General features: G+C 35.7%; 8 protein-coding genes. 4 read left to right on the top strand and 4 right to left on the bottom strand.

The features are described from left to right. Positions 1–78: 78 nt before the first annotated feature. The 3 genes from K5X82_06295 to K5X82_06285 all read right to left on the bottom strand — a co-directional run bounded on the left by K5X82_06295 (position 79) and on the right by K5X82_06285 (position 4,422). Positions 79–1,515 (bottom strand): alpha-L-fucosidase, encoded by a 1,437-nt coding sequence (locus tag K5X82_06295; protein QZT39094.1) that lies wholly within the window; start codon positions 1,513–1,515, stop codon positions 79–81. A 254-nt stretch (positions 1,516–1,769) separates the two neighbouring features. After that, positions 1,770–3,245: a 4-alpha-glucanotransferase gene (malQ, locus tag K5X82_06290; GenBank protein ID QZT38500.1), complete on the bottom strand. Its 1,476-nt coding sequence runs from the start codon at positions 3,243–3,245 to the stop codon at positions 1,770–1,772. 55 nt (positions 3,246–3,300) lie between these two features. Beyond that, on the bottom strand, positions 3,301–4,422 hold the full coding sequence (locus tag K5X82_06285; protein ID QZT38499.1) for an MFS transporter: 1,122 nt from the start codon (positions 4,420–4,422) through the stop codon (positions 3,301–3,303). A gap of 1,485 nt (positions 4,423–5,907) precedes the next feature. On the opposite strand from K5X82_06285, the gene K5X82_06280 reads away from it, so the two are divergent. The 4 genes from K5X82_06280 to K5X82_06265 all read left to right on the top strand — a co-directional run bounded on the left by K5X82_06280 (position 5,908) and on the right by K5X82_06265 (position 12,606). Next, positions 5,908–7,125, top strand: a complete 1,218-nt coding sequence (locus K5X82_06280; GenBank protein QZT38498.1) for a glycoside hydrolase family 88 protein — start codon at positions 5,908–5,910, stop codon at positions 7,123–7,125. A gap of 1,457 nt (positions 7,126–8,582) precedes the next feature. Beyond that, complete coding sequence (locus K5X82_06275) at positions 8,583–9,227, top strand: DUF6266 family protein (protein ID QZT38497.1); 645 nt, start codon at positions 8,583–8,585, stop codon at positions 9,225–9,227. Between the two features lie 244 nt (positions 9,228–9,471). Continuing rightward, entirely contained in the window at positions 9,472–10,899 is a 1,428-nt protein-coding gene (locus tag K5X82_06270) for a sulfatase-like hydrolase/transferase (GenBank protein QZT38496.1), read from the top strand. Positions 10,900–11,052: 153 nt separating this feature from the next. Beyond that, complete coding sequence (locus K5X82_06265; GenBank protein QZT38495.1) at positions 11,053–12,606, top strand: sulfatase; 1,554 nt, start codon at positions 11,053–11,055, stop codon at positions 12,604–12,606. Positions 12,607–12,742: 136 nt separating this feature from the next. Here K5X82_06265 and K5X82_06260 read toward each other — a convergent pair whose 3' ends face one another. Then, positions 12,743–14,425 carry an SWIM zinc finger family protein gene (locus K5X82_06260; GenBank protein QZT38494.1) on the bottom strand — a complete coding sequence of 561 codons (1,683 nt, stop codon included), beginning with the start codon at positions 14,423–14,425 and terminating at the stop codon, positions 12,743–12,745. Positions 14,426–14,433: the final 8 nt, after the last annotated feature.

Below are 14,433 nucleotides of genomic sequence, written 5' to 3'. Positions count from 1 at the left end.
TTGTCTTACATCAAAGCACTCTGCTCATTTTTACTCTTGCAACCAGAATATATTTTCGATTCTTGATCTAACGTCGAACTAAATCTCTTTGACGTCGATCTGAAGAACGGAAGCCATTTGATTTGGTATATCATTCGGCAATGTAATGTAAAGACCTTCTTTTTTAAGTCTCCATTTAACTTTTGATGAAGATCCAACCAACTTAATATCTTTAATTTGTTTGAAATTATCTTTATGAGAGCGGTCGAATGATTTTAAATGTACAACTCTTTCTGGTGTTGCTTTCCCAAGTAAGGTGGCATAAATAGTGTTGCCATTGGTCGTATAACGTATATCTTTTTCTGAGTATTTGATCTTAAGAAACTTCTTTCTATTGTCATAATGGCCTACAGGCTCTTTGGTTGGCCCTTCTCCATAAGTGTACCAGGGGTGAGTTTTATATATTGCTTCTCCATATTTTTTTAACCATTTCCCCATCTCTCTCAATACTTCTTGTTGGTCAAAAGGAATAGTTCCGTCTGCTTTAGGGGAAACATTTAATAAGAGAACTCCATTTTTACTAACGATATCTGCTAATACATGTATGAGATCTTGTGCTCTCTTTATCTTTAAATTATTCGTATAACACCAGCTACCTTTACTTATTGTTTCATCAGTCATCCAGATGTGGTCCTCTTTCTTATTCTTACGTGACTTTTCTAGATCATCAACAGTGAAACTTAGTGGAAGGTCTTGTTGTTTTCGAACAATAACTACTTCCTTGCCCCATTTTTCTGCTTGATTAAGATAATAAGCACAAAATTTCTTTCGATACTTCTCCGGAATTTGATCTAACCATGAATCAAACCAAATAATATCTGGTTGATAATTGTCGATTACTTCTTTTAGTTTCCCATACCATACCCTTTCATTCCAATCTTCTTCTGGAAGGTTACCATACAAAAGTGCCAATAGAGAGTCGTTACTTGCAGTAGCTGTGCCAGGTATATTTCTATAATGTGAAGCTCTGTTCCTCCCTGTGAAATTAGTAGGATTATTACGTTGTAATTGTCTTGCATGGTGAAATGTCGCGATGAGTTTCATATCACGTTTTTCTACCTCTTTTTTGATTTCACCCAGTATATCACGATGTGGTCCAATATCCATCGAGTTCCATGGTGTAACATTACTTTCCCACATGGAATAACCATCATGATGTTCGGCTACAGGGCCTACAAATTTTGCACCAGCATCTTGGAATAATTGAACCCATTCTGATGCATTAAAATATTCGGCTTTAAACATTCTAGCAAATTCATGATACCCAAAGCTCTCAATAGATCCATATGTCTCTTTGTGATGTTTTTGGATATCGGTCTCTTTGGTTTGATATAATCGAAATGGATACCACTCATCTCCATACGCTGGAACAGAATAAATACCCCAATGAAAATAAATACCCAATTTTGCATCGGCAAACCATTCAGGTGATGCTTTGTGTTTTGATAAAGATTCCCAATCTGCCTTATACTCCATTTTATCTTGTGCATGGACACCAGACAGTGTAAAACACGATACACATATGAATGCGATAAACTTTCTTATGTATTCACACTTAAGTTGATTCATTTTGTTATTGTTTTATAGGTTACTCTTGATATTTAAATGACAATATGTTTCGATATTTAAATATTTATCAAAAATAGTATAATTCAATGGATTGAATTGTGTGAATATGTAGTTTTATAACATATTTTTATGCAAATAACTATATGTGAAAAGATGTGTATTTAGCGATCATAGATGTCAATCATCTCTTGTAGCCATGAGATCTCTGGAAGGAGCTTGTCTGTCATGCGCCACTGCCAATTTCCTATTATTGTACCTGGCGTATTCATTCGAGCACTTTCGCCCAAGCCCAATAAATCTTGCATCTGTAAGATCACACCATTGGCATGGGATTGCATCAATAACCGAACGACTTGTTTAAATGAGTCATTTGCAGTTCCTACATAAGCTTCAAATAGACTTACAGCCTCTGGCGCGAGTGAATCCACCCATTCAGTATAAGTAGGATTGTCATGGGTGCCAATATAAGCACAACATCTATCGCTATAGTGCATCGGTAGATGTACATTCGATCGATCTCCATTAAAACCAAATTGAAATACGCCCATGCCATCGAATTGGAAATGATCTCGTAAAGCTACCACTGGTTTGTCAATCACCCCTAGGTCTTCTGCGATAATACGATCATGAAAAACAGTTGGTAGTTTGGATAGCATCTGTAGTCCATCTGCTTCCATCCACTCGCCTTCGATACCATCTTTACGACTCGCTTCAATGGCATAATATGAACTTAATCCTCTAAAGTGATCTATGCGTAAACGGTCATATAGATGAAGTTGGAAACCTAGTCTTGAACACCACCATTGATAATTATCCTTGGCCATCTGATCCCAATCGAAAAGAGGATTACCCCAATGTTGACCTTGGTCGTTAAATGAATCCGGTGGAACACCTCCAACATTCACCATTTGAAAGGCATCATTCAATTGAAATTGATCAGGATGTACCCATACATCTGCACTATGATATGCAACATATAGCGGCAGATCTCCCATCATTTCAACACTCTTACTCGAAGCATATTGACGTAGAAGTTCCCACTCCATAAAAAAAACATACTGAACAAAACGGTGATAAAGCACATCTGACTCCAAGTCATAGTAGGCTTGAGATAAAGCACTTTGGTTGCGTTTAGAGATCTCTTCAGGCCACTCATCCCAAGTTAAACCTTCATAATGTTCTGTTAAAGCCATAAAAAGGGAATAGTCCTCTAACCAATAACGATGACGTTCCCAAAAACTAAGGTAATCTCTACTATCAAATTGATTTTGATAACGGAAACCTTCAAAAGCGTCTAACAATGAAATTCGTTTTCTCTTCTTTACTTCATCCCAATCAACCCTATTCGTAACCTCTTGGTTTCCGAAATATGTAGGTAGTTCAGGTAACCATCCTCTTCCGTGAAGAAAGGCCAGATCGATATAATATTCATTTCCTGCAAAACTCGAATAACATTGGTAGGGCGAATGTGAATTATCTGTTCGTCCTAGAGGCAAGATTTGCCAAACCTTACTTCTTGCGTGATGAAGAAAATCAACAAATTGATAAGATTCCACTCCCAATGTCCCTGTCATATCCGCTCCCTGTAGTGAGCTAATATGCATCAATACGCCACTATATCTCTGTTTCTTATTCATAGACCATACATTTGGATATCCCAAGAAACAAACTTTTTTGCGGAACCACAACCTTCTATGATTCTCTTCGTTGGTTTAAGTTTCGAAGAAGAAGTCGAACAGAGAATACAACGATGATAAGTAACAGAATCACAAAAGCCATCCCCATAAAAAATAGTCGGACAAAAACATCTCCCTTACAAGCATAGATCACCATCGGTGCCAAACTCTGGGCAAGAAAAACAACCGTCAATAATTTGTATTTCCAAAGTCCATAGACATCACTAGGAATATGGTGACGGATGGAGCTGTAGGCAGTAGTGAATAGTAAACCTGCGCCAGTTCCTACAAAAAGCAACGACAGAAAAACACGGTTTATATCAAAACTAGTACTTAGAATATAGGTTCCTAAGCCGATAATGACTAACGTGAGATAGTATATCTTCTCTCGTCCAATATAGTGGTAAATAGGACTGTAAAATGTGCCTCCTAGAATAAATAGTATAACGAGTAGACCTAAAAGACCTGCGGTCTGCATATGATCGGTATAGGGGAGACGTTCCACTAAGAATGGCAGTTGTAAGAAATAGAACGTCATATACATCACAAACAAAAATACTCCCCCAATCAACATCCAGAACTTTTGATTCATAAAATATTTCTGTGGTCGATCCACCTTTCTTGGGTGTAGTCCTATCCCTTGGATATACATCCATAAACCATACATGATTGGTACAAAAGCTAGCAAGTAGATTAAAAATGGCATATTCCAACTCATCTCACTTAACCATCCTGAAAGTAGAATTAAAAACATGATCGATATACCAACAACAATACCTTGTGTTCGTACAAAAATACGTTCTTTGGCTTCGCTCATGTATAAATGACCTCTTTGCACCAGTAACATTGAAATCAGCCCCATGGCAACACCTAATATTAAACGAGTGATAAACATCGCAGTAAAGGTCGATTCCCAATAACAAAGCACTCCTGTTATGCCATAGACCAATAAGGAGATAAGAAACAATAGCTTACCCCAAAAATGATGCGGAATCCTAATTTTGGTCCATACCACTGACAGTAGTAAAGCACTTAGTGCAGGGGCTACTACCAGTAATTGACTCTTAATAATTGCATCGGGACCATCAAATAAACGTGCCATTGGCAGAAGATTCGGCGCCAAAATAACACACGTCATAAACGTGATGATACTGATGCAATACATAAACCAGATGATGTTTTTGTTTGATCTCATATGTCTCGTTTTAAGTCAATTATATCTCGAAATTGATTGTTGTTGTTTCGAATCAATTTTGTTTAAACCAAATGAAAGATAGTGATAATCGATACCAATTAAAATCTTAAATAAACCCTAAATTATTACGACTCTCTTTTTTAAATCACTGTGAATATTGTCGTATAACGCTACTTTATTTGATGTATTTTAACACCGTGAAACTAAAAAAAGAACATAAATTTAAACTTTCTTCCCAAGTATTATTGGCATTTGCATCGATGATGTTTTTAACGTAAAAAAACAAAATTGATCTTACTTATCATCTTTTTTCAATATAGTAATTGATGTTTATCTTTTCAACATATGATACCTTAAATTGTTTGCCAAACTCATCTATTTTACAACATATTTACTTTAATCAAAACAATAACTCATTTATAGCTTGTTTTTTTCTGTCTATTGGCGACATCAAACACTCATTGTGTCCCATCTAATAAACAAAAAAGAGTATACCATCTAAAGTGATATACTCTCCAACATCGCCAGAAAACAAACTATCTTTTTTCTAAAGATTATTCCACATTATTCCTTCATCTGACTTTTATATCTATGTATTTCGTTAAATCGAAACTATACCCCAAAGAGCCGAACCATTGGTTTAGGTACTCAAAGTTTATCATAAAAAATTTGATCTTCTCTTTTGTATACCATACCTCCGTTGGTTCTACGAATCTAATTTCCTAAATATTACCTCGATGAAAGTGTCAATAATTAGATGTTAAAATACAGATAAATGCCATTTCATAGAGTCTTAAAAAGAGGAACCATATACTTTAAAATATCGTGTAGGTGTCCGTTTAACTATTTAAATGTGTACTATGAATCTCTCTTTTCATAAAGATGTACCTCCATCCCAACGAATAGATATATCGCTCCTGTATTGATTTAAACATCTCACATGAGAAATGGTTTATGTATGAACTATTTAATTTGATGATCAGTATACAATCTTATGGCAAGAGTGACCAGCTCACAGAATGAGGCTGCCATTCTTACATGTTGATATGATTAGAAAGGTTGCTCTATGCAATCTTATCTAAGGTGTCATCGGTCATGTAACACATCACATCATTTTCAAAATAACTGTCGTTATCGATGACAAAACAAAATATACATGAAAATGATTATGGTCTATTCTGTATGGAAATAGAGTGAAAGTTGCGAAATAAGTTGTATTTGTCGATAGAATTTACGATCATTAATGTGGATAACAATTCTATTTTGTATAATGAGGATTAATCTGTTTCGAATATAGGTTGTTTGCATAATATCACAAAAGACGCTAGTGCTTTATTTATGTTGATTTATGCTTTGAAGAACAATCTAAAACGAACAGTTAATGATCATTTTAAATAGTATAACTATTAATCTATAAAACACAAACTAATGAAATTTAAAGAACTTGTCTACAGTACACTTGCTGTAGTACTGCTTATGTCATGTGGAGTCAATAAAGAGACCTTTATTAAGTCTAATACAGATTTTGCAGACAAACAATTTACCAATGCAATCAATGCATCTAATGACATAAACCTAATTCCGAGATCAATCAAGGAAGATGGCAGTTTGAAGAGTGTTAAGGTGTATAATTGGACAAGTGGATTTTTCGCTGGCGACCTGTGGTATATGTATAAGTTAACAGGCGATCAAAAGTGGAAAAAAGAAGCGATCAAAAGAACGGAAGTATTAGATACTATTCAATATTGGAGCGGCAACCATGATGTCGGTTTCATGATTGGGGATAGTTATGGTTTAGGATATCGTTTTGCAGATATGAAAGAGTATGGTCCTGTAATTGTTCAAACGGCAGAATCTTTGATAAAACGATATAGCGACAAAACAAAGGCAATCAAATCATGGAACTACAGAAAAGCATGGGATAAGAAAACAGAGTGGTTCTATCCTGTGATCATCGATAACATGATGAATCTTGAATTGTTATACGAAGCAAGTATTATCAGTGGTGATAATAAGTATGCTAAGATTGCAACACAGCATGCTTTGACCACCATGAAGAACCACTATCGTAAAGATTTTTCATGTTTTCATGTAATCGACTATGATGTAGAGACAGGAAAAGTGAAGGATAAAGCCACATGTCAAGGGTTTGCTGATAATTCTGCATGGGCTAGAGGACAAGCTTGGGGACTGTATGGTTATGTTTTGTGTTACAGATATACCAAAGACAAGCAGTTTCTAGAATTTGCAGAGAATATTGCAGAATATATTCTTAATCATCCTAACATGCCTGAAGACTTAGTACCTTACTGGGATTATAATGTATTTGATAAAGGATATACTGCAGAGTGGAATTATGATCCAAAGCATAAACTGATCGGATCAAGAGATGCTTCAGCAGCTGCCATCACCTCTTCTGCTCTATTCGAATTGGCCGAATTAACTGGTAATACTCACTATAAAAAGAGTGCAGAGAAGATGTTGATCTCTCTATCTGATAATTACAAGGCACGACCAAATAACAAATATTTTATCCTGGATCATAGTGTAGGAAGTTTTCCTCATAATGGAGAAATTGATGTGCCACTATCGTATGCCGATTACTATTTCCTTGAAGCACTATACCGTTTTAAAGAAACAAAATAGATGTGAGGTACCATTTAATTTTTTAATGAGTTATAAGGCTTGCCAATATATTTGGTTCTGACAAATCACAAAAATGGAAACAAAGCCATCTTTACAGTGATATCTCTTAACGACGGATAAATATTATAGAATGCAAGGATATCATTCATTTCATGATTTAATTGGTCTAAAATAGAACATAAGAATAAGTAGTATTTTTAATGTAGTATGATAACAAAAAAAGAGTGTCTGATGGGACACTCTTTTTTTTGCCATTTGGTCAACTATATGATGCAAGAGATGTAAACGTCCCTTTTTTGTGATCAGTTTAATTATGTTTTTAACCTTAGCTTTGAAGTCTTTTATACCCTATTTGATGTGTTAACTATTTTATGGCTAGTTGTTTGTATTTGTGTGATTTAATCTGTTATATCTTTGTGCTAATGAGATTTATTTTATGTCATTAGCACTCTCTCTATGGATTTTAGTGAAGATCAATATCTAAATTTATGTGTTACAGATATTCATATGTTAAAAAAGGCATGTATAAAGAGGCTTATTGTAATTATGAAATATTCCCGATACTAATATGATGTTTATCCATTATTACAGTGTAATGCCCCTTATATCACAGGGAGATTACTATACTTAAGATCGTATTTAGAACGGATATTTAACGGTTCAAGAACGGTGCTCTTTCATAGTTGCCTCATAGTTCTTTCATAGTTGGTTCGATAAAAACGGCAAATCTTCGAATGAACTTCGAATGAACTTCGAATGAACCTCGACCGATGTTCGAATCATCACCGTATTCAAAGCGTTAAATATCCGTTTTGAATACGGTTTGATTATTTGTTTAGGAATAGTCAATTAATGGGATAGTCATAGTCCTGTCAATACTAGAGATAATTACGGTCCAATATAGAGAGGCATTAAACTTCTAAAAATAGCCGATTCTAAATAAGGTTTTTTTGCCTATATACCCTTTATATATACTATTAACATTTTTGGTAAATTTATTTAGTCTAAATAGTGTGTGTTGTAAGATGAAGTTAAGTATTTCCATATTTATATTTAGCGTTATCTACACTTTAAATATTTTTGCTAGTAACAGATTTATTATAAGCAAAATAAAATGTTTTTTGACTAAATGTAATAGCATAAACGAAATAGATTGATATTCTTGTCTCTATTTAGTGGCGTTATTTAATGACGATATTTGGGAGAAATTATTTTACCAAGAGACCTAAGATTCGTAGATTTTGAAATGTGAGCATTATGTTTGTTTTGTCAATAATTAACAACCATGATATCTTTTTAAGGGGGGTAAGAGGTGTGGTAAGCTCACGCCGAATCACGAAAAATCGCGCAGAATCATACATTATCATACAGGCAGTCTTGATTTCCTTGTTTTTCAAAAAACTATTCTATAGCTTAAGTACGAAAAAATGTATTTATTAACTAAAAATGAGGGTCTTATGGCTGTCTTGTTTAATGGAATCCTTGGTGGATTTAAAGGAAAAGTTGGAAGTGTTGTAGGTGCAAAATGGAAAGGTATTCAAACCATGCGTTCTTTGCCAGAAGTGGTGAAAAGAAGACACAAGTCAGAGAGATGTCGACATGATAGAGCGTGCTTTGGGAAGGCTGCTATTCTTATGAGAGATGCTCTTAAATTGGTTCGTGTAGGTTTTGGTGTGCAAAAAAAACAACGAACGGCATATGTTGCCGCAATGTCTGAGAATAGAAAATTCTTCTATTGGGAGGATGACCAAGTTAAAATAGACTTTCCACAAATAAAATTATCCAGAGGTAATTTGCCTCGCCTAGACCATTTTACAATCCATAATGATCTCGAAGATAAGTTAGTGGTGCAATGGGATTGGCATGAGAGCTTCTATTTGAATAAGGTGTTCTGTGATCTCTTTCTTTTTGTTTGTAGAGAAGATCTCGATTATACAAAGTGCTATAAAGCAGATGCAAAGGCTTCAGATCTCCATTTTGAAATTCCAATAACCAATGATATGAAAGGGCATCAACTACATATATATGGGTTCTATGGGATTAATAATGAACTTAAGACAGATCGTTTTTCTGGAACCTCTTACGTTACTATTACGTTGTAGGTGGATGTCTCTTTTCCTATGATGATTGAACCACATTAGGACATATGATTTTCTTGGATCTATTGTATTTAAGATTTTCGAGTTTTATTCTTTGCTTCAATTTGATTTAGATGGGGGACTGTTTCTACTCTTATTCTGAATACCTTCAAACAATAGCCATATGTTTTTAGACATCGAACTGTGGCTATTTTAGTTACTTGTACTATCCAATAGGAGATACTATAGGTTGATAAAAAGGTAGATTATGAGATTATTTAGATGTACTGTATTTTTTTACTGTCTGTTATGCTGCTTATATTATGTTAGAGGTGAGGATAATAGACCTAATGTCATTTTGGTGATGGCAGATGATATGGGCTGGGGAGATACAGGATATAATGGACACCCCAGAATAAAGACCCCTAATTTGGACTCTATGGCGGAGGCTGGATTTTGTTTGAATCGTTTTTATGCGGCAGGACCCGTTTGTTCTCCGACTCGAGGAAGTTGTTTGACAGGGCGAAATCATAATCGATTTGGAATATCTCAAGCCAATAAAGGGCATCTAAAGAAAGAAGAGATCTGTTTGGCAGAGGTGTTTAAGATACATGGATATCAAACGGGTCATTTTGGGAAGTGGCATTTAGGAACTTTGTTTGATAATTATAGTGGAAAAGGGGCAAAGCGACAACCTGAGTTGAATTATATGACGCCAGGTATGTCTGGTTTTGATGAGTGGTTTTCGACTGAATTTGCTGTGGCAACTTATGATCCTTATAAGCAGAGTAAATTGCATGAGTTTAAGGGCGATATGAGGCGAGGCTATGTCCATAATGGCAAGGTTATACCTCAGGTGTTGAATGGATGTGATTCAAAAATTATTATGGATAAGGCTTTGCCATTTATTGAAACATGTGTGAAAGATACCAAACCATTCTTTGTTGTCGTTTGGTTTCATGCACCGCATGCTCCAATTGTTGGACATCCTAAGTATATGAAAGAGCTCTATGCGGATTGTGATAAAGATAAACAGAGTTACTATAGTGTGATCACAGCCCTTGATGTTCAAGTCGGGAGATTGCGAAAAGAGTTGAGACGATTGGGTGTTGCGAACAATACTATGGTCTGTTTTAGTAGTGATAATGGCCCCGAAGGTGATGGTAAGATGAAAGGAAGATATCAAGGTTCAGCATCCGTTTTACGAGGGAGAAAGCGTAGCTTATATGAGGGAGGTATTCGTGTTCCAGGAATCATTGAATGGCCTGATAGAGTAGAAGAGGGGATGGTCTCAGATGCTCCAATGGTGAGTAGTGATTATTTTGTCACATGTATGGATATTTTGGGATACACGGTGGCTGATGATAGGCCGTATGATGGGATTAGCTTGATGCCTCTCTTCGATGGGAAGAAATGTAAAAGAGGTTCTAATATTGGCTTTTGGTTTGAGAATGGACATCAAGAGGCATTGATCGGAGATCACTATAAGTTGGTTCATAATAGATCCACGAAGCGAAGTAGATCGGACAACTCAACAGTGCCTTTATATGAGTATGAACTGTATGATGTTGTAAAGGACCCGAGTGAAACAGAGAATATTATCTCTTCGGAGCCTTCTGTAGCCCGAGAGATGAAAAAAGAGCTGTCGCTCTTTATCCGTTCATGTAAGAAAAGTAATGCAGGAGAGGACTATTAATTCAGTGACGACTTATCCTAGAACTGTTATGATGATTCCTTCTCGTTCAATTTTATTTTCTCGAAACAGAATGTATTCACAAAATTACCAATTACAATATCGAATTGGTATGGTAACTACTCTTGGATAGTGAAAACTATGAAAATAAACACTATGAAAAAAACAATTGCTTTACTCTTATTTGCTACCCTTGGATGTAGTGTATATGCAAAAGAGAAAGAGAAAAATCGTCGACCTAATATTATCTTCTTATTAACGGATGACCAAAGGTATGATGCGTTGGGATGTATGGGGAATACGGAGATTAAAACCCCCAATATAGATAGAATTGCTAGTAAAGGGGTCCGTTTTACCCGTCACTATAATACCACTGCTATATGTATGGCAAGCCGAGCTTCTATTATGACAGGCTTGTATGAGCATAAACATGGATGTAATTTTATGCATGGAGCCATGTATCCTGATAGATTTGATAACAGCTACCCTATGATTCTTAAGAGAGAGGGATATGCTGTTGGTTTTGCTGGTAAATTTGGTTTTGGAGTGAAAGAGAGTACTGATTATTTACATAACTCTTATGAGGACTTGCCAGTGGAGAGGTTTGATTGGTGGGCAGGCTGGACAGGTCAGGGCTATTATGAGACGCATAAGAATAAGTATTTAACTCAATATGCAAAGGCGTATCCGCATGTATCAAGTGCTTTGGGAGCCGCAGGATCGGATTTTATAAAAAAGTATGGTGATAAGAATACTCCTTTCTGTTTATCTATTAGTTTTAAAGCGCCCCATACCCCTGTTAGACCTGATCCCCAATTTGATGATGTGTATGCTGATACAAAGTTTACACCAAGCCAAAACTATTGGGTTGATAATGGAGCTCATCTCGCAGAACAATCTAGAGGAGGTCGTCAGTTTAAGATATTAAAGAATCAGTGGAAGCCAGGGGTTTATGATAAGTCACTTGCAAAATACTATCAGCAAATTTATGGTGTAGATCAAGCTGTCGGTATGTTAGTGGAAACATTAGAGAAGGAGGGAATAGCAGATAATACGATCATCATTTACACCTCTGATAATGGGTATCATTGTGGTTCGCATGGTTTTGGAGGAAAAGTATTGACATACGAAGAGGGGGCAAGAGCACCACTGATTATCTACTCCCCAAAAGCAAAAGCGAAGCGTCGTGAGTGTAATGCATTAACAGGAAATATTGATATGGCTCCTACAATTTTGAATTTGGCTGATGTAAAAGTGCCTAAAAATATGGATGGGGTGAGCTTGAAGAAGCTGTTGGATAATCCTGAGAGAGAGATGAAAGATCATCAGATGCTTATTCAGGCATGGGGTAGTGATCCGATTCATAGTCTAAGTGTTGTATCCAATAGATATAAATATACTTATTGGCCTTATGGAGAGGGTATGGCTCCACAAGAAGAGTTATTTGATCTGAAGGTTGATCCTTATGAGATGAGAAATATATCAGGTGAGAAAGGGAGTCATAAAATCTTAAAAAAGATGCGCAAGGCATATGATAAATATGTTGCTGGTTGGGAATCAGAAGCTGTTAGTGTAAATAGCTATAAGCAGTATGCACAAATATATAATCGCCATATTCCTTGGGCAGATAAAAAAGAGTTGATGACGTATAACGATTATTGGACCAATAAGATAAAAGCAAAGAGACTTGCAAAGAGAAAGAAACGCTAGGTTGATTCAAGAAGATATGTTCCAATTTATGCATCCTTCATGTATCAATAATTTTTCATAAACGATGACAGATTAGTCCTATCGAGTTTTAAGGGATTACTCGATAGGATAAAGTCTGTTTTGTGCCGCAGTTTAATTACCAATTTATTTTGGCGAACTCCTGCTTCATTGCTGGTCTATTACTGTATGTTTGGAGCAGTACGTTTTGTAGCTCCTTTGCTTTGGTTAAGCCACCGTCTATTGTTGCCATTTTTTCAAGAAGCCTTGCCATGTAGATGTAATTATCGCGGCCTAGCTGTTTTGCTTGCTTGGTGATCCCTATTTTGTAAAGGTCGATTAATTCTTCACTATAGTGATCTTTTAACTGGCTATGATAGTTTTTTAAGGTGTCGATATCGCCATGTTTTTTGATTAAATCTAGAAGTTTATCGATCATTTTTTCTTCGATATACAGTTTGGCTAGAGAATGAATGTCTATATGGGAAGAAGCAAGAGTGGATATGAGATTATCTCTTAGTGGTATCCATTTATTTTCAGGTGTTGTTTTCTTGTAGAGTAGAAAATATTCTATTTCAGAAGGACGATCTTGAAATAGATCTAAAGCAAGTATATTCACTTTGGATGTTTGCTTTTGTTGCTGGTGAAATGCTATGAGTTGTTCCTTCCAATTGCGTGTTGTTCCCCAATTATTCTCTTTCTGTGCGATATTGATGCCATCTAATAGTAGTTTTTCGTGTTGTTTAATATTTTTTGAGGCGATGGCTTGGTCGATCCTTATTTGTCGAATACCAGGGATTTTTAGATGGCTGTCGATAGTCGCATCTGCTTCCACATTTCTTCCATCGGACTGGAGAAAGTTGATTTTCATCAAAAGAATACTTTCGAGTCTATAAGCTCCATACTTCTCCTTTTTCTGTTTTTTGATCTCTTTATTAAGATATTCATATACAGCGTTTTTATCTCCTAACTTATGAGCAGTCGAGAAAAATAGGGACTCAAGTTCGTCACTAGACCCATAGTTATAATAGTCAGAATTGTCTAGTTGCTTTTTTGTCCATTCAAAAATGGAGTTCTTTGTCTTGGGGCTTTTTGTTTGATTGAATATGTTCTGAATATCTATGATAGCGGTAGATATAAGCCCTCCACACTCTCCGGAAGAGTCATCAACAACAGGAACCGCTTTGATACACTCCATGGCTATTGCTGCAGATATCGAGAATGCTTCGTCATATTTCTCTTTTTTGCAATAACCATCCGTTTTTTGTTGTATGTCTGATATGTCACAATCAAGGTTAAACATATCACGATAATTAAAATAGCCATCATAACTATACTTTTCAAAAATACCTTCAACGATACGTTGATGGTATTCAATACTGGTTTCTCCTTCCGTAAGGTCTGATTTTGCTAACATCACCTGAACTTGATGTCTGAATTCACCATTTCGATTACCGTACTCTATCATAAAATCTCGGAGTTCATCAAGAGATGCATTTTCAATTATGTGTTGCCAACTATTTTGTATTGTCACTTCTGTTTGATGCTCAATAAGTTTCTCTTCTTCCATTTTTAGAGCAACAGCAGCGAGATGTTTACAGATCCCATCATCATATGGACAGTCACAGTTATAATTGGTAATATTATTATTGTTGTCCATCTTAAACATGATGTTATAGTTCCCATAATTGCCTTCTACTTCTCCATGCCAATTGGTTTTATTTATTTGGTCTATGTATCTAATATAACCCATTTCGTAATACTTCTGACCTCTTTCTAGTATCTCGGGATATATTTGTTGAAGAAAATCGTTTATTGTCATAATACCTT

This window comes from Prolixibacteraceae bacterium (assembly GCA_019856515.1).
Classification (GTDB): domain Bacteria; phylum Bacteroidota; class Bacteroidia; order Bacteroidales; family Prolixibacteraceae; genus Halosquirtibacter; species Halosquirtibacter xylanolyticus.
This window is presented reverse-complemented; position numbering and strand designations above follow the sequence as displayed.

Excerpts from the sequence above, each read along its gene's own strand:
- K5X82_06295 (QZT39094.1), bottom strand. The coding sequence starts at position 1,515 with ATGGAGTATAAGGCAGATTGGGAATCTTTATCAAAACACAAAGCATCA.
- malQ (QZT38500.1), bottom strand. The coding sequence starts at position 3,245 with ATGAATAAGAAACAGAGATATAGTGGCGTATTGATGCATATTAGCTCA.
- K5X82_06285 (QZT38499.1), bottom strand. The coding sequence starts at position 4,422 with ATGACGTGTGTTATTTTGGCGCCGAATCTTCTGCCAATGGCACGTTTA.
- K5X82_06280 (QZT38498.1), top strand. The coding sequence starts at position 5,908 with ATGAAATTTAAAGAACTTGTCTACAGTACACTTGCTGTAGTACTGCTT.
- K5X82_06275 (QZT38497.1), top strand. The coding sequence starts at position 8,583 with ATGGCTGTCTTGTTTAATGGAATCCTTGGTGGATTTAAAGGAAAAGTT.
- K5X82_06270 (QZT38496.1), top strand. The coding sequence starts at position 9,472 with ATGAGATTATTTAGATGTACTGTATTTTTTTACTGTCTGTTATGCTGC.
- K5X82_06265 (QZT38495.1), top strand. The coding sequence starts at position 11,053 with ATGAAAAAAACAATTGCTTTACTCTTATTTGCTACCCTTGGATGTAGT.
- K5X82_06260 (QZT38494.1), bottom strand. The coding sequence starts at position 14,425 with ATGACAATAAACGATTTTCTTCAACAAATATATCCCGAGATACTAGAA.